The following is an 18,627-nucleotide window of genomic DNA, read 5'->3' on the forward strand; positions in this document are numbered from 1 at the left end:
GGTCAGTCGGCGCCGTCGCCCTCCAGCCGCACCTGGTCGGCGGCGACGGCCAGCCGGCCGGCCTCCTCTGCCAGGAAGGCGTCCGGGTCGTCCAGGAGGACGTCGGCGGCGATGCCGAAGTCCCGTTCGAAGCTGCTGCGCTGCACCCGGGTGGCGGTGCCGGTGACCTGCACGACGTCGCCGGGGTCGAGGTCGGCGACCGGGGTGGCGGAGACCACGCTGACCGTGGCCCCCGACTCGGTGGACACCCGGACAGCGGTGCCGATGTCGGTGGTGGCGACCAGGTCGACCACCTCGCCGCGGAACGACACGTCATCCCCGGCGCGGAAGGTCGGGGTCGGGGTGGCCGTCGGGGAGCTCGTCGCGGTCGGGGTCGGCGGTGCGGACGTCTCCCCCGATGACGGCGCCGACGACCGGGCGGCCTCCAACTCGGCGACCCGCTCCTCGAGGGCGGCCACGTCGTCCTGCACGTCCCGGAGCTGCTCGGCGGTCACGCCGTCCGGGGTGGCCTGGTCCTGCCCGCAGGCGGCCGTCCCCCCGAGCCCGAGGACCGCGACCAGGGCTGCTGCCGCCCGGCGCCCGGTCGGCCGATCGGCGGCACTGCTCATGACTGCTCCTCTGCTCCGCTGCTGCTCGGCGCTGCTGGCTCTGCGTCCATGCTCGGCTCTGGGTTCATGCTCGGCTCAGCGTCCGTGCCCGTCCGTGCGTCCCTGCCCGGCTGTGCACTCCTGTCGGGCCGGGCGCCCCGTCGTTCCGCACCACCGTCCCGACCGGCCTACCCGGGCCGGCCGAGGTCCAGACGAGCGGATCCCCCAGGGTGCCCGTGCCGGGCCACGACCGTCAGGTGAGGTCCCGGCGCACCACCAGACGCGGCAGCCCGCCGGCCACGGCATCGGTCGTCCCGATCACGCGGAAGCCGGCCCGCTCGAACATCGACCGGGTGCCGACGAAGGCCATGGTCAGGTCCATCCGCCCGGGCGGGTCGACCGGGTGGGCCTCGACCGCCGGCGCACCGTGCGCGGCGGCGTAGGCGACCGCACCCTCGAGCAACGGCTGAGTCACGCCCTGCCGGCGATGGCCCGCGCGGACCACGACGCACACGATGCTCCACACCGGCAGGTCGTCGACGGGCCGGATGAGCCGCGAGCCGGCCAGGCGGGTGATCTCGGCGCGCGGACCGATGTTGCACCAGCCCACCGGCTCGCCGTCCCGGTAGGTCACCACCCCCGGTGGGTGCTCCCGCTCGCACAGCCGCCGCATGGCCTGCTCCCGGCTGCCGCCGCCCAGCTCCTCGATCTCGGCGGCGCGCAGCCGATGGGACAGGCACCAGCAGTGGTTGGCCCGGCGGGTGCGGTTGACGACGTCGGCGAAGTCGTCGAAACGGTCCGGGGTCACCGGGTGGGTCTCCCACGTCATGCGCGCACTCCACCACAGCCCACCGACGACCCGGGCCGCCCGGCGACCGGGGCCCGACGGCGCTCAGGAACGGTCGCCGACCGGGGCCGGCCGACGCCGTGCCGCCATCGCCGCCCCGCTCCGTCAGGGCAGGGTGTAGGCAGTCGGCCGGACCTGCAGGGTGCCGGTGCCGGGGTCGACGGAGAACAGCAGCGCACCGGACTGCCGGCTGCGCGGCGGGACGTAGGCGATCGTGGCCGTGGCCTCCTGGAGCTCCTCGCCGTCGCGTTCGAGCACCCCGGTCACCTGCACCTCCTCGGCCGTCGTGCCGCCCGAGTTGTGCACCTCGAACGGCACCGACCAGCCGTCGTCCACCGGCTCGGCCGTCGCTGAGGTGACCGACAGCTGCGGGTCGCCGTCCCGGACGACGACCGCCTGGTGCGCCAGGAAGCCCAGCACCAGCAGGACGATCAGCGCACCGAGCACCCCGAGCGCGTACTCGCCGCGGCTGGTCTCCCCCTCGGCGTCCACTCCCGGCTCGCGGCCGTCCCCCTCGCGGGGCGGGCCGTCGTCTGCCGTCACCCCGTCCACCGTCTCCCCGTCCACCGTCTCCCCGTCCACCGTCTCCTCCTCACAGGATCAGCCGGGCGGCGGCCGCGCCGAGACTGGCCGGCAGCGCCAGGACCACGGACTCGGTCACCGCCATCAGCAGGCCGACGTCGTCGAACCGGCCGAAGGTCCACAGCAGGTAGGCCGACAGCAGCAGCGCGATCACGTAGCCGACGACGGTCAGGGTGAGGAACGAGCGCAGCACCCCGCCCACGGCGGCCTCCTGCCCGCGGAACCCGACCCAGTAGACGAAGCCGTGCATGAAGACCAGGCACAGCACGACCAGGGCCACCGGGTGCCAGGGACCGACCTCGGCCGCCAACAGCACCACCTCCTCGGTGGGGGCGATGTTCGCGGCGAAGACGATCGCCCCGGCCGCCATCAGCAGCAACTCCCCGCCGTAGGTCGTCGTCGGTACCCGCCGGCCGCCCACGCCCAGCTGGCTGCGCGCGAACGAGGCGCCGATGGCCGCCGGGAGCATCTCGATGGCGATGACCGAGAGGCCGTCGCGCCAGCCGCGCAGCGGTTCGACCACCGACAGCACCCCGAGGACCAGGGCGGCGGCAACCGCGGCCATCGCGAACGCCACCCCGGCGTCGGCCAGCGACCCGCGCCAGCCGACCCCGGGCGACCCGGCACCGAAGTGCTGGGACAGGAAGACGACGAGCAGCACGGTGCCCACCATCAGCAGGGCGAGCCGGTACCGCGGGATGGTGAGCCCCAGCTGCCAGACCTCCATGGTCATCAGCAGTGGCAGCGAGAAGAGCAGCGCACCGCCGAACGCCCGGCCGCTGCTCTGGGCGAGCTGGTGCGCGCCGGTCACCGCGGCCCCCACCGGGTCCACCCTCCCCGCCGTCCGTGGGCGGCCGGTCGAGGCCACCGCCGCTGCCCGGCGCGGGCCTCGCTGTACCCAGCGGTGATCATCTTCCGGCCCTACCCGCGGCAGCGTGGCTGACCCCTTCGTGGCTGCCCGACCCGGGTACGCGGCCCGACACGCCACTGGCCCGGTCCCCCGAAGGGGACCGGGCCAGTGAGACCGGGCACTCAGGCCAGCGAGTCCAGGTCAGCTGCCCACCCGGACGCCGTGGCCGCCTGCGTCAGCTGCAGCCGCTGGTGGAGCCGCAGCCCTCGCAGACGTAGCAGCTGCCGGCCGGGCGCATCTTCGTCCCGCAGGTCATGCACAGCGGGGCGTCGGTGGCGGTGCCGGTGACCAGCTCCAGCAGCTCGGCCGAGGAGTGGGCCTCCTTCACCGACTTCGGGCCGGCCGGGGTGACCTTCTCCTCCACCTTGGCGGTCTCGATCGGCGCGGAGCCGCGCAGCTGCTCCAGGTCGACGTCCTCCTCCTCGGTGACCGCGGGGGTCGAGGCCGTGGTGCTGCCGTAGGAGCCGGACACCTGCGCCGCGCGCTCCTCGGCGGAGAAGATGCCCAGGTTGGCCCGGGTCTCCACCGGCAGGTGGTCCAGTGCCAGGCGACGGAAGATGTAGTCCATCACCGACTGGGCGATCCGGATGTCCGGGTCGTCGGTCATGCCGGCCGGCTCGAACCGCATGTTGGTGAACTTCTGGATGTAGGTCTCCAGCGGCACCCCGTGCTGCAGGGCCAGGGAGATCCCGATCGAGAAGGCGTCCATCACACCGGCCAGGGTCGAGCCCTGCTTGCCCAGCTTGAGGAAGACCTCACCGAGGCTGCCGTCCTCGTACATGCCGGCGGTCATGTAGCCCTCGGCGCCGGCGACGCTGAAGGACGTGGTGACGCTGGTCCGCTTCTTCGGCAGGCGCTTGCGCACCGGGTGCGCCAGGGCGGTGGCGGCCGGGGCGGTCTCCTCGACGGTGGCCTCGGCCTTGGTGCCGTCGTTCTTGCCCTTGCCGCCGGACAGCGGCTGGCCGACCTTGCAGTTGTCGCGGTAGATGGCCAGGGCCTTGATGCCCATCTTCCAGCCCTGGAAGTAGATGTCCGCGACCTCCTCGACGGTCGCCGACTCCGGCATGTTGACCGTCTTGCTGATCGCGCCGGAGATGAACGGCTGCACCGCGGCCATCATCCGGACGTGGCCCATCGGGGAGATGGAGCGCTCGCCCATCGCGCAGTCGAACACCTCGTAGTGCTCGGGGCGCAGGCTCGGGGCGTCGACGACGTGCCCGTGCTCGGCGATGTACTCGACGATCGCCTCGACCTGCTCCTCCTGGTAACCCAGGCTCTTCAGTGCCCGCGGGACCGTCTGGTTGACGATCTGCATCGAGCCGCCGCCGACCAGCTTCTTGAACTTGACCAGCGAGAAGTCCGGCTCGATGCCGGTGGTGTCGCAGTCCATCATGAAGCCGATGGTGCCGGTGGGGGCCAGCACCGAGGCCTGCGCGTTGCGCCAGCCGTTGTCGGCGCCGATGGCCAGGCAGTCCTGCCACTGCTGGGTGGCGACCTTGAGCACGTCGGCGTCGTCGGCGCCGACGGGGCGGATGGCGTCGTTGGCCGCGGCGTGCTTGCGCATGACCCGGGCGTGGGCGTCGGCGTTGCGGGCGAAGCCCTCGTAGGCGCCGACGACGCCGGCCAGCTCGGCCGAGCGGCGGTAGGCGGTGCCGGTCATCAGCGAGGTGATCGCCGCGGCCAGCGTCTGACCGCCCCGGGAGTCGTAGGCGTGGCCGGTGGCCATCAGCATCGCGCCGAGGTTGGCGTAGCCGATGCCCAGCTGCCGGTAGGCCCGGGTGGTCTCACCGATCGGGGCGGTCGGGAAGTCGGCGAAGCAGATGGAGATGTCCATCGCGGTGATGATCAGCTCGACGGCCTTCACGAAGTTCTTGGAGTCGAACGTGCCGTCGTCCTTGAGGAACTTCATGAGGTTCAGCGACGCCAGGTTGCACGAGCTGTTGTCCAGGCTCATGTACTCCGAGCAGGGGTTGGACGCGTTGATCCGCCCGGTCTCGGGGTTGGTGTGCCAGTCGTTGATCGTGTCGTCGTACTGGATGCCCGGGTCGGCGCACTCCCAGGCGGCCTTGGTGACCTTGCCGAACAGCTCCCGGGCGTCGACGGTTTCGATCACCGAGCCGTCGGAGCGGGCGCGCAGGCCGAACTCCGTGCCGTTCTCGACCGCGCGCATGAACTCGTCGTTGACCCGGACGGAGTTGTTGGCGTTCTGGTACTGGACGCTGGTGATGTCCTTGCCACCGAGGTCCATGTCGTACCCGGCGTCCCGCAGCGCGCGGATCTTGTCCTCCTCGCGCGCCTTGGTCTCGATGAACTCCTCGATGTCGGGGTGGTCGATGTCGAGGACGACCATCTTCGCCGCGCGGCGGGTGGCGCCACCGGACTTGATGGTGCCGGCGGAGGCGTCGGCGCCACGCATGAAGGAGACCGGACCGGAGGCGGTGCCACCGGAGGAGAGCAGCTCCTTGGAGGAGCGGATGCGGGAGAGGTTGAGGCCGGCGCCGGAGCCGCCCTTGAAGATCAGGCCCTCTTCCCGGTACCAGTTCAGGATCGAGTCCATCGTGTCGTCGACCGCGAGGATGAAGCAGGCGCTGACCTGCTGCGGGGACGAGGTGCCGACGTTGAACCAGACGGGCGAGTTGAAGCTGAACACCTGGTGCAGCAGCATCCAGGTCAGCTCGTGCTCGAAGACCTCGGCGTCGGCCTCACTGGCGAAGTAGCCGTTCTCCCGGCCGGACGCGCCATAGGTGAGCACCACCCGGTCGATGAGCTGGCGCAGGCTGGTCTCGCGCTGCGGGCTGCCGACCGCACCCCGGAAGTACTTGGTGGTGACGATGTTGGTGGCGTTGATGCTCCACTCGGCCGGGAACTCGACCCCGCGCTGCTCGAAGTTGATCGAGCCGTCCCGCCAGTTGGTCATGACGACGTCGCGGCGCTCCCACGCGACCTCGTCGTAGGGGTGCACACCAGCGGTGGTGAACACGCGCTTCACCTTCAGCCCCTTGCCCCGGGTGGGGGCCTTGGCGGTGGTGCGGCGGTTGCGGCTGGTGGCGACGCGGTCGGCTGTCTCGGTCAAGGCGTGCTCCCCTGGAAGGCGTTCTCGTGTGCGAGTGGTGGCTGCGACGTCGATGGGCGTCACGAGCCGCTGGTCGTGCTGCTGCCGGCGCGGGCGCCGGTGTCAGCGGGACGGGGCGGGTCCGGCGTCGTCGCCGGGCGGGGCCCCGTCGGTGGGGTCGGTGGACTCCGGGTCAGTGGAGTCGGACTCGGGGCGGCCGGTGGCCCCGTAGCGGAGCCGCCGGAGCTCGGCGATCTCCTTCTCGAAGTCGGCCGCAGAGCTGAAGGACCGGTAGACGCTGGCGAACCGGAGGTAGGCCACCTCGTCGAGGTAGCGGAGCGGGCCCAGGATGGCCAGGCCGACCTCGTTGCTCGGCACCTCGGCCGAACCCGTGGCCCGCACGGCGTCCTCGACCTTGGCGGCGAGGACGGCCAGCTGAGCCTCGTCGACGGGCCGGCCCTGGCAGGCCCGGCGCACCCCGGCGATGACCTTGTTGCGGTCGAAGGGCTCGCTGACGCCGCTGCGCTTGACGACGGCGAGCACCGGCTCCTCCACGGTCGTGAACCGGCGGCCGCAGACCGGGCAGGACCGGCGGCGACGGGTCGTCGCCCCCTCGTCGGTCTCCCGCGAGTCGACGACCCGACTGTCAGGGCTGTGGCAGAACGGACAGCGCACCGGGCACCTCCTCGATCGGCGGGCCGCGAGTGCGACCGTCCGACGCTCCCTGTGGACCGACCGGGGGACATCCGGTGGATGTCCTGGGGCTGACCTGGGGAAGCGCCTGTGGATGGGAACTACATCTCTGTCACACAAGATGTTGGGGTCAGGTTAGCTCCCAACCCCTACAGGTATGCAACCCCGGGGCGGCGTGTCGTCTTCCTCCGTCGCGCCAGCCCCGCCCGCACCAGGCTCGGGAGCCTGCGACCGACGCCCCGTCGCGACGCGACCGGGCAGGTCAGGGCAGCTGCAGCTCCGCGCCGGGCAGCAGGCCGACGCTGTCGAGCCCGTTGAGCTCCACGATCGCGTCGACCACCGCCCGGGGGTCCTCCTCCGGCGCCACGTCCCGGGCGATGGACCACAACGTGTCCCCCGACTGCACGACGACGGTCGAGGACCCGGCCAGCCGGAGACCACCGTGGTCGCCACCGAGCTCGACGACGACCACGGTGGCCGCCGCGATCGAGAGGCCGATGGCGACCGACAGCCCGGCGACCACACGCCGACCACGCTCGGTCAGCCGCAGGGGCGCGGGAGCGTGCTCGTACGGCGGGCGCACCCCCACACCTCGACCGACGGCGCCGGACCCCTCGCGCCCACACCCTCCCCGGACCGGACGGCCGGCGGCGACCCCGTCGGTCCGGAACGGCCGACCACCCGGCCTGACCGGGTCGCGGCGGACGACGGCCGGCGCGACGGGCTGCGAACCCCGGAGCCCGGCGGCACGCACCGGTGCCGGACGGGCCGAGGCAGGCCGGACCGGACCCGGCCGGGACGGCGCCTGGGTGGGGGTGGTGAGGCTGCGCTGCGGGCTGACCATCGGGGACGCTCCTGCTGTCTGACTGTGCCGGACGGGACGACGACCGCGGGACCAGGCGATGTGCGCTCGCGGATGAGCACCCGCACTCGAACGCCTGTTCGACTCGAACGTCTGTGCGATGTCTACCGCACGCCGGTGACAGATCCACCCCTCGACACCGGATTTCTTCGAACACCTGTTTGAACTACACCGGTGCAACCCGCTACGGTGCACCTGCGATCGACACGGGGCCGCCCCACCCAGCCGCTGGTCCGGCGGCCGGGCGCCCCGGTCGACAGGCACCCGGAGACGCTGCCCCGGCAGCCGGACGAGGAGGACACATGGCGGCCGACGGCCCGACAGCAGACGGCGGCACGGGCTCCTCCCGGCGCAAGCGCGCCACGGAGGACACCGCCGCCGCAGGTGGCGCGGCGGTCCGCGAGTTCCCCGACCGCGGGGAGGCCGGCGACGGCCTCACCCAGCGGCAGCGCCGGGTGCTCGAGGTCATCCGCGACTCCATCGAGCGGCGCGGCTACCCGCCCTCGGTCCGGGAGATCGGCGAGGCCGTCGGCCTGTCCTCGGCCTCCTCGGTGGCCCACCAGCTGTCGGTCCTGCAGCGCAAGGGCTGGCTCCGTCGCGACCCGAACCGGCCGCGCGCCCTCGACGTCCGGCTGCCCGGCGACGCCACCGGCGCACCGGCCGCCGACCCGGCCGCCATGGCCGGCGCCGGGGCCGGCAGCGACCTCGACGAGGCCTCGACCCCCCGCCCCACCTACGTACCCCTGGTCGGCCGGATCGCCGCCGGTGGCCCGGTGCTGGCCGAGCAGGCGGTGGAGGACGTGTTCCCGCTGCCGCGGGAGCTGGTCGGCGAGGGCACCCTCTTCATGCTCAAGGTGGCCGGTGACTCGATGGTGGACGCGGCGATCTGCGACGGCGACTGGGTCGTCGTGCGCCAGCAGCCCACCGCGGAGAACGGCGAGATCGTCGCGGCCATGATCGACGGCGAGGCCACGGTGAAGACCTACAAGCGCCGCGACGGCCACGTGTGGCTGCTGCCGCACAACGACGCCTACGAGCCGATCCCCGGTGACGACGCCACGGTGCTGGGCCGGGTCGTCACGGTGCTCCGCCGGGTCTGACCCCGACGCGGGGGCCGGGCCACTCGGGCACGAGGCGGCCCGGTCCCCGCCGGGAGCGCAGGGCGTGGCCCGTCAGGACGGCTCAGGCGGGGCGACGACGCAGCTTGCCACCCAGCCAGACCAGCACCGTGGCGACGCCGGCCGCGATGAGGCCGGCCGTCACCGGTGCGACGCGGCGGGTGTCCCCGCCCGGGCCCGCAGCGGCGTCCGCGGGGGCGCTGGCTGGCGCGACGGAGAGGTCCCCGCCCGCCGGCACGAGGGTGACCACCGAGGGGAGCCCCTCGCTCGCGACCAGCAGGTCACGGTCGTTGGCCGCGAAGGCGATCGCCTCGCCCTGGGGCGCCTCGGGCAGTGGCACCCGCACCGGGGTCCCACCCAGCGCGCCGACCACGTCGGAGCCGGACAGCGGCCACACGTAGGCGTCGGTGTAGGTGCGCAACGCGATCCGCTGGCCGTCCGCGGAGACCGCGCCGCCGGTGACCAGCAACTGACCCGCCCGTCCGACCGGGCCACCCGGGGTGCCGGTCAGCGTGAAGCCCAGCCCCAGGACCCGGCTCATCGGCACGGTCGCCCCGTCGGCGAGGGGTGCGTCGGGCCGGTAGACCGAGCTGGCCCCCAGCACCTCCTTGGTGACCAGGTACGGCGTCCCGTCGGGGGCCATCAGCAGTGCCTCGGCGTCGTGCGCGCCGTCGGGATAGGTGAGCCGGGTCAGCGTGCTGCTGCCGTCGGGCCGGATGCCGATCAGCGCCACGGTGGCCCGCTCGCCGGCGTTGTCCCCGATGTCGGCCAGCCAGAGCGTGCCGTCCGCGGCGAGGGCCAGGTCCTCGGGGTCGTAGGGGTCGACGGCCGCGGTGCGCACCTCGGCGACCGCGCAGTCCCCGCCGAGCACGAACACCTCGGCCTGGTCACCGCCGTCGTTCATCGCGAGCATGGTCTCGCCGGCACCGGCCAGGCCGGAGAGCTCCGGCAGCCGCGGGTCGGTGATCTCGCAGCGGGTGCTGGGGGTGCCGTAGGGAGCGGCGTCCTCCGCAGCGGCCGGGGCGGCCGGCAGGAGGGCCACGAGCACGCCGAGCGGCGCGCAGGCCAGCAGACCGGAGGGCCGCACGCGGCGACCGGTCCGGCTACGCCTGCCTTCGGCCCGCCCTGGCACGGACCCAGCGTGACACCGTGACCGCGTCGAGTGCATGAACCACGCCCAAGAGCAGCAGCCCCACGGCCAGGCCGACGACCGCGTCGGTGACCCAGTGGAAGTCCAGCGCCACCATGGCCACTCCGGTCACCACCGGCCCCGCGATGCTGAGCAGCCAGGCGGCACGCTGCACCGGGGCGGGCAGGGAGAACTCCACCGCCTGCCAGCGGGCCACGCCCCACATGAGCACCGCGTTGGCCACGTGGCCGGAGGGGTAGCTGGCGCCGTCGCGGTGGAAGAAGGAGCCGGGGAACGCCGGCGCCGTGCGACCGGTGCCCCACTTGAACGCGTAGACCACGGTGGTCAGCAGCACCAGCGCCATGACCACCCGGGCCAGCGGAACCAGTGTCCGCTGCCGGACGGCCAACCACCCGACGAGACCGGCCAGCACGATGAGGATGAACCCGCGCCCGCCGGCCTGGGTGAACGCCCAGACCAGCCAGTAGGCGTCGGAGTTCCGCAGGTCCCAGTCGCTGACCACCTCGGAGACCCGCAGGTCCATCCGTTCCAGCCAGCCCCGGCTGAGCAGGTCGATCGTGACCACGACGGTGACCAGAGCGGCGAGCACCAGCACCCACCAGGGCGGGCGTCCGATGCCGATCCCCGGGGGCGACGGCGCCGACGGGGGGCCTGCCGCCGGGGACGACTGGTCCACCGCTCCCCTGGTCACCGCGTCACGGTACCGGGACCGTGACCTCTCCGTGATCCGCCAGGCCGTCCCGCGGCCCCGCTGCCCGAGCCCATCGCCCGAGCGGTGGAGGGCAGCGGGGTCCTCGTTCAGACGCCGGCGACCGGTGCGGCGAAGTCCCCGAGCTGGGCGGCCAGCCCGGCGTCCACGCGCGCGGTGAGCCGGGTGCCCTCGGCCTCGTGCCGCTCCTCGATGACCTCGCCGTCCTGGTGCACCCGGGAGACCAGGTCACCCCGGTCGTAGGGGACGAGGACGTCGACGTCGATGTGCGGGTGCGGCAGGCGCTGGGCGACCACGTCACGCAGCGCCTCGATGCCCTCGCCGGTCCGGGCCGAGACCCAGGCCGCCCCCGGCAGTGCCTGGCGCAGCGCGAGCACGTCGTCCTCGCTCATCGCGTCGATCTTGTTGACCACGATCAGCTCGGGCACCGACCGGGCGTCGATCTCCTGGAGCACGACGCGCACCGCGTCGATCTGGCCCAGCGGGTCGGGGTCGGAGCCGTCGACCACGTGCAGGAGCAGGTCGGCGGCGGCGACCTCCTCGAGCGTGGAGCGGAAGGCGTCGACCAGCTGGTGGGGCAGGTGCCGCACGAAGCCGACGGTGTCGGTCATCGTGAACTCCCGGCCCTCCGGGGTCTGCGCCCGCCGGACGGTGGGGTCCAGGGTGGCGAACAGCGCGTCCTGCACCAGCACCCCGGCGTCGGTGAGCTGGTTGAGCAGGCTGGACTTCCCGGCGTTGGTGTAGCCGGCGATCGCCACGCTCGGCGTGGCGTTGCGGTCGCGGGAGTTGCGCTGCGTCGTCCGGGCGGTCGCCATGCCGGCGATCTCCTTGCGCAGCTTGCTCACCCGCGACCGGATCCGGCGCCGGTCGGTCTCGATCTTGGTCTCACCCGGGCCACGGGTACCGATCCCGCCACCGCCGGCGACGCGGCCACCGGCCTGCCGGCTCAGCGACTCACCCCAGCCGCGCAGCCGCGGCAGCATGTACTGCATCTGGGCGAGCTCGACCTGGGCCTTGCCCTCCCGGCTGGTGGCGTGCTGGGCGAAGATGTCCAGGATCAGCGCGGTCCGGTCGACCACCTTGACCTTGAGGATCTTCTCCAGCTGGTTGAGCTGGCCAGGAGCGAGCTCCCCGTCGCAGATCACGGTGTCGGCGCCGGTGGCGGCGACGACGTCGCGGAGCTCGGCGGCCTTGCCCGACCCGACGTAGGTGGCCGGGTCCGGCTTGTCGCGGCGCTGCATCAGCGCGTCGAGGACCTGCGAGCCGGCCGTCTCGGCGAGGGCGGCGAGCTCGGCCAGCGAACGCTCCGCGTCGGCCGCGGTGCCCTCGGTCCAGACCCCGACCAGGACGACGCGCTCCAGGCGCAGCTGCCGGTACTCGACCTCGGTGACGTCGGTGAGCTCGGTGGAGAGCCCGGCGACGCGCCGCAGGGCGCCGCGCTCCTCCCGGACGTAGGAGCCGGTGGTGTCGTCGGGGGCGTCCCACTGGCCGGCCGGCGCGGGCCGGGCTCCGGCGGCGCGGGCGCGCGCGGCCTTGTCGACCCGGGCCTCGGCCTCGTCGAGGACCGAGCGGTTCTGGGCTGTCGTCATCGGGTCCAGCGTGACATGCCTCTCCGCGGAGGGCGACTGACTTGTGGTGCGAGCTGTTGTCATCGCCGGGTACAACGCATCAGGGGTCCGGGTGCATCCCGAGGTAGACCGACCACTTCTCGCCGTCCGGGTCGGCTGGCAGCCGGGCGTACTCGTCGAGCAGCCCGTAGAGCCGGCGGCGGAACTCGGCCAGGTCCCCTGCGCCCAGCCGGAGCCCGAGCCGGCTGCTGGACAGCCGCTGCTCCCCCACCGCCGCGACCTCGGCGAGGAACGCGGCCAGCATCGGGTCCCGCGCCGGGGCGGGTCGGCCCTCGAGGTCCATCAGCCAGCTCTTGCCGGTCGCCCGGTAGGGCACCTCCCGCGCGCCGCGGGTGCCGCGCCGGGCGCCCTCGGCGACCAGGAAGCCGGTGTCCACCAGCGTGCGCACGTGGTGCAGCACGCTCGCCGGGTTGCGGTCCAGCCGCTCGGCGATCTGCTTGTTGGTCAGCGCTTCGTCCAGGCACAGGCGGAGGATCCGGATCCGGACGGCGGAGGCCAGGGCCCGCGCCTCGGCGTCGGTGGCCGGCCGGCGCTCGCCCGAGATCCGCCCGACGGGCTCGGGCGCGGGCTGCTCGGTCATCCCGGCCAGCCTAGGACGACGCGCCGTGCAGTGATTGACATCTCTCAATCGCTGGCGGGAGGCTCGCCCGGTGACGACCGACCGGAGCCTGCTGCGGCACCGCGACTTCCGCCAGCTCTGGGCCGCCGAGACGGTCAGCCAGGTCGGCACCCAGGTGACCCTGCTCGCCCTCCCCGTCCTGGCGGTCTCGCTGCTGGACGCGACGCCGCTGGAGATGGGCTTCCTCACCGCGCTGGAGACGGCGGCCTTCCTGCTCATCGGGCTGCCGGCCGGCGCCTGGGTGGACCGGTGGCGGCGCAAGCGGGTGCTGGTCACCGCCGACCTGGTGCGCGCGGCGTTGCTGGCCACGCTGCCGGTGGCCTACCTGCTCGACGTGCTGAGCCTGGGCCAGCTCTTCGTCGTCGCCGCGCTCACCGGCGCCGCGACGGTCTTCTTCGACGTCGCCTACCAGAGCTACCTGCCCGCACTGGTCGACCGGGACCAGCTCGTCGACGGCAACGGCAAGCTCGAGGCCAGCCGCGCGGTCGCCCAGGTCGCCGGTCCCGGCGTCACCGGGGTGCTGCTGCGGGTGATGGGCGCCCCGTTCCTGATCGCCCTGGACGCGGCGTCCTTCCTGCTGTCGGCGTTCTTCCTCGGCCGGATCCGCCGGCCCGACGTGGTCCCCGACCGGGCCGGCCGCCGGTCGCTGCGCGCCGAGATCGCCGAGGGCCTGTCCTTCGTCGTCCGGCAGCCGCTGCTGCGCCGGATCGTGGCCTGCACCGGCACCTCCAACCTGTTCTCCTCGATCACCACCACGCTGCTGGTGCTCTACGCGCTGCGCGAGCTCGAGCTGTCGGAGAGCACGCTGGGCCTGGTCTTCTCCGCCGGCGCGGTGGGCGGGCTGGTCGGCGCGGCGACGGCGGCGCGCTTCGCCCGGCGGGTCGGCGAGGGCCGGGCCATCCCGTTGGCGATCCTGGTGGCGCTGCCGTTCACCGCGCTCACCCCGCTCGCCGCCGTCGGCGCTCCGCTGGTGCTGCTGACGCTGGGCCAGCTCGGGTTCAGCTGGGCGGTCGTGGTCTACAACGTCACCCAGGTGAGCTTCCGGCAGCGGCTCTGCCCGCCGGCGCTGCTGGGCCGGATGAACGCCTCGGTGCGGTTCCTCGTCTTCGGCACGATGCCGCTGGGCGGGCTGCTCGGCGGCGTGCTCGGCACCTGGGTCGGCGTGCTGCCGACGCTGTGGATCGCCGTGGCCGGCCAGCTGCTCGCGGCCGGCTGGGTCGTGTTCAGCCCCCTGCTGCACCTGCGTGAACTCCCCGACGGCCTCGACGACCCGGTCCCCACCGACCCGGGCGCGGTCGACGCGACGTCGCTGCCCGAGGCCCGCACGCCCACGGCCGGCACCGACCCCGAGCGGGCCGGCTGAACCCGCCGACCGGTTGACCAGCCGGACGCCGGGTAGGGCGGCGGGACCAGTCCCACCGCTCGAGAGGACGACGATGACCAGCCCTGAGCAGGAGATCGACGACCCCGGCCGCGACCCGGCCGGCCTGGACCCGCCGCGCAACGTCTTCGGCGGCGCCGACCAGGACACCGGGCGGGGCGCCCCCCGGGGCACCGGCAACGTGGGCCCCGGCGACAAGCCCGAGGCCCCGACCGACTCGCCCGAGACCCGCGCGGACGAACCCGACCGGACCTGACCGGGTCAGCCGGCGAGCCACTCCGAGGTGAGCACGCCGGTGGCGACGACGACGGCCGGGCCGGACAGCACGGTCGTCGCGCCGTCGAACTCCACCGACAGCCGGCCGCCCGGGACGTCCACCGCGACGGTCCCGGCGGTCCGGCCACCGGCCGCCAATGCCGCGGAGGCGGCCGCGCAGGCGCCGGTGCCGCAGGACCGGGTCTCCCCCACCCCGCGCTCGTACACCCGCAGCCGCACGTGCGCGCACGCCCCGGCCGGCGCGTCCTCGGCGGCCAGCACGTTGACCACCTCGACGTTGACCCCGTCGGGGAACATCGCCGCGTCGACGCCGGGCAGCACGGACAGGTCGAGCGTGTCGATCTCGACGTCGGTCAGGCAGACCAGGTGCGGGTTGCCCATCGACACGCCCACGCCCGGGAACGACCGGCCGGCGATCTGCGCAGCACTGGGCCCCAGCGGCCGCGCGGGGCCCATGTCGACCCAGTAGCCGCCCTCGGGGCGCGCGCCCACCCGCCGCGGGCCACCCCGGGTGCCGACCAGGACCCCCGCCTCGGCGGCCGACCGGTCCAGCAGCCCCTCGGCCAGCAGGACGTGCAGGAACAGCCGGATCCCGTTGCCGCACATCTCTGCGTGCGAGCCGTCGGCGTTGCGGTGGTCCATGAACCACTCGCACTGCCCCAGCGCCTCGCCCAGCACGGCCGGGGCGTCGGGCACCAGCCGGCTCGGGACGACGCGCAGCACGCCGTCCCCGCCGAGCCCGGCCCGGCGGTCGCAGAGCCGGCGGACCAGGTCGGAGTCCAGCCGGGCCTCCGGCCAGACCGAGCCGTCCGGGTCGGGGAGCACGACGAAGTCGTTCTGCGTGCCGTGCCCCAGGAGGACCCGCGGGCCGCCGTCGCTGTCGATCACAGCTCGATCGTACGGTCGGCGAGCAGCGCCCCCACCGCGTCGACCAGGTCGGGGCGAGCGGCGTCGAACCAGGTGGTCGCGGTGTCCCGGCGGAACCAGGAGCGCTGGCGCCGGACGAACCGCCGGGTGGTGCTGACCGTGCGCTCCCGTGCCTCGGCGGCCGACAGCTGCCCGTCGAACTGCTGGAGCACCTGGGCGTAGCCCAGCGCCCGGGAGGCGGTGGGCCCCTCCCGCAGGCCGTCGGCGTCCAGCGCCGACACCTCCTCCACGAACCCGGCGGCCCACATCGCGTCGACCCGGCGGGCGACCCGCTCGTCCAGCTCGGCCGGCTCGCGGTCCAGCCCGACGGTCACCGCCGGGTAGTGCGCGGTGGGCTCAGGCAGCCGGGCGGTGAAGGGCTGCCCGGTCAGCTCGATCACCTCCAGCGCCCGCACCACCCGCCGTCCGTTGCTGGGCAGGATCGCCGTCGCGGCGGCCGGGTCGAGCTCCGCGAGCCGGGCGTGCAGCACCGCAGCGCCCTCGGTGGCCAGCTCGTCGGTCAGCCGCGCACGGACCACCGGGTCGGTGCCGGGGAAGTCCAGCTCGTCCAGCACCGCGCGCACGTACAGCCCCGACCCGCCGACCAGCAGCGGGACGACGCCGGCGGCGCGCAACCGGTCCACCTCGGCCCGGGCGCGCTGCCGGTACTCCGCCACCGAGGCGGGCTCGCGGACGTGCCACAGGTCGAGCAGGTGGTGCGGCACGCCGTCCCGTTCGGCCACGGTGGGCTTGGCGGTGCCGATGTCCATGCCGCGGTAGAGCTGCATCGAGTCGGCGTTGACCACCTCCGCACCGACGCCCTGGTCGGCCAGCCGGTGGGCCAGCGCCACGGCGAGCGCGGTCTTCCCGGTGGCGGTGGGGCCGACCACCGCCACCACCGGCGGCCCGCCGCTCACCGCACCTGCCAGGTGGCGACCGGGTACGCCACGCCGAAGGGCGCGTCGTCGTGCCGGAGCTGGGCGCGCGGCGCCTGGCCCGCCAGCGCCGCCCCCACCGCCCGCCAGACCGGGACACCCGCCGCCAGCAGCCGCTCACCCACCGCGGGGTCCAGGGCGGCGAGGGCCGCCGGGTCACCGGCGGCGAGCGCCGCGGCGACCGCGGCGTCGAACGGTGCCGCCGCCGGGTCCAGCGCCCCGGGGGCCTTCCCCCCACGGCGCGCCGAGCCGTCGCCCATGGCCAGCACCCCGACCGGGCCGGGCACGTCGGCCAGCGCCGACGCGAGGTCGTCGGGGCCCACCCCCAACCGCACACCGGTGTGGCCGGCGTTCTCCAACAGCCAGGCTCCGACCAGGTGCGGCAGCGGCACGCGGCGGCCACCCGGGCGCGCCCACCCGGCGAAGGGCACCTCGAGGTCGACTCCGAAGCCGCGCAGGTCCCCGGCGTCCCCGGGGCCGAACCGCACCCCGCCGGCACCGTCCCCGACGACGACCACCACCTCCGGCTCGTCGGCCAGCAACGTCTGCACCGCGCCGAGGACGGCGGCCCGCAGCACCGACAGGGCGTACCCCGGCGCACCGGCCACCGTGGGCAGCAGCAACGGCGTCTGCGGACAGAAGGCGACCGTCACCGGACGAAGAGGTCTCACGCCAGGGAGTGTCGCGGATGCATCGTGGGAGACTGCTGCCGTGTCGAGCACGGAGAACACCGGAGACCGGACGCAGCAGCCCGCCACCGCCCCCGAGGAGGCGGTCCTCGAGGCCACCCCGGTGGACGAGGGACCGCTGGCAGCGACGCCGGACGCCGCCGTCCCGGCGGCCGAGGCCGAGCAGCCCGCGGTCACCGAACAGCCCGCCGGCGGTGAGCCGGACGACGCCGAGCCGCCCGTCGTCCCGGCGATCGGTGAGGGCGTCGAGGGGACGACGTCGCAGGCCGTGACCCCCGAGGCCGGGACCCCGGCCGCTGGGTCGCCCGCCGAGGCGCAGGTCGCCGACCCGACCACCGACGCAGCACCCGCCCCGGCCGCCCCGAGCGCCGGCCCCGCCGACGTCCCCAGCATCGTCCCGGCCGTGCCGACCTCCGACCCCACCGCCTGGGGCCGGGTCGACGACGACGGCACGGTCTACGTGCGCACCGCCACCGGCGAGCGCTCCGTCGGCTCCTGGCAGGCCGGCTCTCCGGCCGAGGGCCTGGCGCACTACGGCCGGCGGTTCGACGACCTGGCCACCGAGGTCGCCCTGCTCGAGGCACGGCTGGCCGCGCACACCGGCAACCCCGGGGAGATCCGCACCAAGGCCCAGGAGCTGGCCGACGCGATCCCGCTGGCCCAGGCCGTGGGTGACCTGGACAGCCTGTCCGCCCGCGCCCGGGCGATGGTGAGCATGGCCGACACCGCGGTGGCAGCCAACCGCGCCGAGAAGGCCGCCCAGCGTGCCGGTCAGATCGCGCGCAAGGAGGCCCTCGCCGCCGAGGCCGAGCAGATCGCCGCCGAGTCCACCCAGTGGAAGGCGGCCGGAGACCGGCTCAAGGCGATCGTCGAGGAGTGGAAGACGATCAAGGGCATCGACCGCAAGACCGACGAGGCGCTGTGGCAGCGCTTCGCCGCGGCGCGCGACGCCTTCGGTCGACGGCGCGGCGCGCACTTCGCCGAGCTGGACAAGCAGCGCGGGGAGTCGCGGGCGGCCAAGCAGGAGCTGATCGCCGAGGCCGAGCGGCTGTCCACCTCCACCGAGTGGGGCCCGACCAGCGCGGCGATGCGCTCGCTGATGGACCGCTGGAAGGCCGTGCCGCGGGTCGGCCGGGACACCGACGACGACCTGTGGAAGAAGTTCCGCGCCGCCCAGGACGTCTTCTTCGCCGCCCGTACGGCCAACGACCAGGCGCGCAGCAGCGACGAGCTGGCCAACCAGAAGGCCAAGGAGGAGCTGCTCGCCGAGGCCGAGAAGCTCGACCCGGCCAACAAGGGCAACCAGAACGCGCTGCGCAAGATCCAGGAGCGCTACGACGCGATCGGGCACGTGCCCCGCGGCGCCATGCGCGAGCTGGAGGACCGGATGCGGACCGTGGAGGAGAAGTTCCGCGGCGCCGCTGAGTCCTCGCGGCCGCGGGTGCAGCCGGAGAACCCGCTGCTGACCTCGATGCGGGCCGCCGTCACCAAGGCCGAGGACCAGCTGGCCAAGGCGCAGGCCGCCGGCAACGCCAAGCGGATCAGCGAGGCGGAGGCCAACCTGGCCACCCGCCGGGAGTGGCTGGCCGAGGCGGAGAAGTCCGCCGGCCGCCGCTGAGGCACTGACGACGAAGGGCCCCCGACCGGCTGGTCGGGGGCCCTTCGTCGTCCCCTGCCCGGTTC

General features: G+C 74.3%; 18 protein-coding genes. 4 read left to right on the forward strand and 14 right to left on the reverse strand.

Annotated features, from left to right (window positions below; all coding sequences use genetic code 11):
- Positions 1 to 2: 2 nt before the first annotated feature.
- The 7 genes from HLA93_RS16185 to HLA93_RS22105 all read right to left on the reverse strand — a co-directional run bounded on the left by HLA93_RS16185 (position 3) and on the right by HLA93_RS22105 (position 7,254).
- On the reverse strand, positions 3 to 608 hold the full coding sequence (locus HLA93_RS16185) for a hypothetical protein (protein WP_222195443.1): 606 nt from the start codon (positions 606 to 608) through the stop codon (positions 3 to 5).
- 232 nt (positions 609 to 840) lie between these two features.
- On the reverse strand, positions 841 to 1,416 hold the full coding sequence (locus HLA93_RS16190) for a GNAT family N-acetyltransferase (protein WP_222195444.1): 576 nt from the start codon (positions 1,414 to 1,416) through the stop codon (positions 841 to 843).
- Between the two features lie 123 nt (positions 1,417 to 1,539).
- Positions 1,540 to 2,016, reverse strand: a complete 477-nt coding sequence (locus HLA93_RS16195; protein ID WP_222195445.1) for a hypothetical protein — start codon at positions 2,014 to 2,016, stop codon at positions 1,540 to 1,542.
- Between the two features lie 10 nt (positions 2,017 to 2,026).
- Positions 2,027 to 2,839: a TIGR02587 family membrane protein gene (locus HLA93_RS16200; protein WP_222195446.1), complete on the reverse strand. Its 813-nt coding sequence runs from the start codon at positions 2,837 to 2,839 to the stop codon at positions 2,027 to 2,029.
- A gap of 262 nt (positions 2,840 to 3,101) precedes the next feature.
- A complete protein-coding gene (locus HLA93_RS16205) occupies positions 3,102 to 5,999 on the reverse strand; it encodes a vitamin B12-dependent ribonucleotide reductase (protein ID WP_222195447.1) in 2,898 nt (965 codons plus the stop codon).
- Between the two features lie 102 nt (positions 6,000 to 6,101).
- Complete coding sequence (gene nrdR / locus HLA93_RS16210) at positions 6,102 to 6,653, reverse strand: transcriptional regulator NrdR (RefSeq protein WP_222195448.1); 552 nt, start codon at positions 6,651 to 6,653, stop codon at positions 6,102 to 6,104.
- A gap of 280 nt (positions 6,654 to 6,933) precedes the next feature.
- Positions 6,934 to 7,254, reverse strand: a complete 321-nt coding sequence (locus HLA93_RS22105; protein WP_222195449.1) for a LysM peptidoglycan-binding domain-containing protein — start codon at positions 7,252 to 7,254, stop codon at positions 6,934 to 6,936.
- Positions 7,255 to 7,835: 581 nt separating this feature from the next.
- Between HLA93_RS22105 and lexA the strand changes: the two genes are divergently transcribed.
- Positions 7,836 to 8,633, forward strand: a complete 798-nt coding sequence (gene lexA / locus HLA93_RS16220) for a transcriptional repressor LexA (RefSeq protein WP_222195450.1) — start codon at positions 7,836 to 7,838, stop codon at positions 8,631 to 8,633.
- An 82-nt stretch (positions 8,634 to 8,715) separates the two neighbouring features.
- Here lexA and HLA93_RS16225 read toward each other — a convergent pair whose 3' ends face one another.
- The 4 genes from HLA93_RS16225 to HLA93_RS16240 form a co-directional block, all read right to left on the reverse strand.
- Positions 8,716 to 9,738 (reverse strand): hypothetical protein, encoded by a 1,023-nt coding sequence (locus HLA93_RS16225; protein WP_308128179.1) that lies wholly within the window; start codon positions 9,736 to 9,738, stop codon positions 8,716 to 8,718.
- Positions 9,739 to 9,754: 16 nt separating this feature from the next.
- Complete coding sequence (locus HLA93_RS16230; protein WP_308128180.1) at positions 9,755 to 10,492, reverse strand: phosphatase PAP2 family protein; 738 nt, start codon at positions 10,490 to 10,492, stop codon at positions 9,755 to 9,757.
- Between the two features lie 107 nt (positions 10,493 to 10,599).
- Positions 10,600 to 12,099, reverse strand: a complete 1,500-nt coding sequence (hflX, locus tag HLA93_RS16235; protein WP_222195451.1) for a GTPase HflX — start codon at positions 12,097 to 12,099, stop codon at positions 10,600 to 10,602.
- Between the two features lie 79 nt (positions 12,100 to 12,178).
- Complete coding sequence (locus tag HLA93_RS16240; protein WP_222195452.1) at positions 12,179 to 12,718, reverse strand: ArsR/SmtB family transcription factor; 540 nt, start codon at positions 12,716 to 12,718, stop codon at positions 12,179 to 12,181.
- Between the two features lie 70 nt (positions 12,719 to 12,788).
- On the opposite strand from HLA93_RS16240, the gene HLA93_RS16245 reads away from it, so the two are divergent.
- The gene (locus tag HLA93_RS16245) at positions 12,789 to 14,120 is read left to right on the forward strand and encodes an MFS transporter (RefSeq protein ID WP_222195453.1); all 1,332 of its coding nucleotides are present in this window, start codon (positions 12,789 to 12,791) and stop codon (positions 14,118 to 14,120) included.
- A 73-nt stretch (positions 14,121 to 14,193) separates the two neighbouring features.
- Positions 14,194 to 14,394 carry a hypothetical protein gene (locus tag HLA93_RS16250; RefSeq protein ID WP_222195454.1) on the forward strand — a complete coding sequence of 67 codons (201 nt, stop codon included), beginning with the start codon at positions 14,194 to 14,196 and terminating at the stop codon, positions 14,392 to 14,394.
- A gap of 5 nt (positions 14,395 to 14,399) precedes the next feature.
- On the opposite strand, the gene dapF is transcribed toward HLA93_RS16250, so the two are convergent.
- Genes dapF through HLA93_RS16265 form a run of 3 tightly spaced genes read right to left on the reverse strand, consistent with a single transcriptional unit; the run spans position 14,400 to position 16,926 of the window.
- The gene (dapF, locus tag HLA93_RS16255; protein WP_222195455.1) at positions 14,400 to 15,302 is read right to left on the reverse strand and encodes a diaminopimelate epimerase; all 903 of its coding nucleotides are present in this window, start codon (positions 15,300 to 15,302) and stop codon (positions 14,400 to 14,402) included.
- Complete coding sequence (gene miaA, locus HLA93_RS16260) at positions 15,299 to 16,237, reverse strand: tRNA (adenosine(37)-N6)-dimethylallyltransferase MiaA (protein WP_222195456.1); 939 nt, start codon at positions 16,235 to 16,237, stop codon at positions 15,299 to 15,301. Before miaA ends, dapF begins: the two co-directional genes overlap by 4 nt.
- A complete protein-coding gene (locus HLA93_RS16265) occupies positions 16,234 to 16,926 on the reverse strand; it encodes a hypothetical protein (protein WP_222195457.1) in 693 nt (230 codons plus the stop codon). The genes miaA and HLA93_RS16265 overlap by 4 nt, the downstream gene beginning before the upstream one ends.
- Positions 16,927 to 16,966: 40 nt before the next feature.
- Between HLA93_RS16265 and HLA93_RS21665 the strand changes: the two genes are divergently transcribed.
- The gene (locus HLA93_RS21665; protein WP_222195458.1) at positions 16,967 to 18,562 is read left to right on the forward strand and encodes a DUF349 domain-containing protein; all 1,596 of its coding nucleotides are present in this window, start codon (positions 16,967 to 16,969) and stop codon (positions 18,560 to 18,562) included.
- Positions 18,563 to 18,627: the final 65 nt, after the last annotated feature.

Source organism: Modestobacter italicus, assembly GCF_019799965.1.
Classification (GTDB): domain Bacteria; phylum Actinomycetota; class Actinomycetes; order Mycobacteriales; family Geodermatophilaceae; genus Modestobacter; species Modestobacter italicus_A.

What these genes read in the sequence shown, in the direction of transcription:
- HLA93_RS16185 (WP_222195443.1), bottom strand. Translation starts at nt 608, where the DNA reads ATGAGCAGTGCCGCCGATCGGCCGACCGGGCGCCGGGCGGCAGCAGCC.
- HLA93_RS16190 (WP_222195444.1), bottom strand. Translation starts at nt 1,416, where the DNA reads ATGACGTGGGAGACCCACCCGGTGACCCCGGACCGTTTCGACGACTTC.
- lexA (WP_222195450.1), top strand. Translation starts at nt 7,836, where the DNA reads ATGGCGGCCGACGGCCCGACAGCAGACGGCGGCACGGGCTCCTCCCGG.
- hflX (WP_222195451.1), bottom strand. Translation starts at nt 12,099, where the DNA reads ATGACGACAGCCCAGAACCGCTCGGTCCTCGACGAGGCCGAGGCCCGG.
- HLA93_RS16240 (WP_222195452.1), bottom strand. Translation starts at nt 12,718, where the DNA reads ATGACCGAGCAGCCCGCGCCCGAGCCCGTCGGGCGGATCTCGGGCGAG.
- HLA93_RS16250 (WP_222195454.1), top strand. Translation starts at nt 14,194, where the DNA reads ATGACCAGCCCTGAGCAGGAGATCGACGACCCCGGCCGCGACCCGGCC.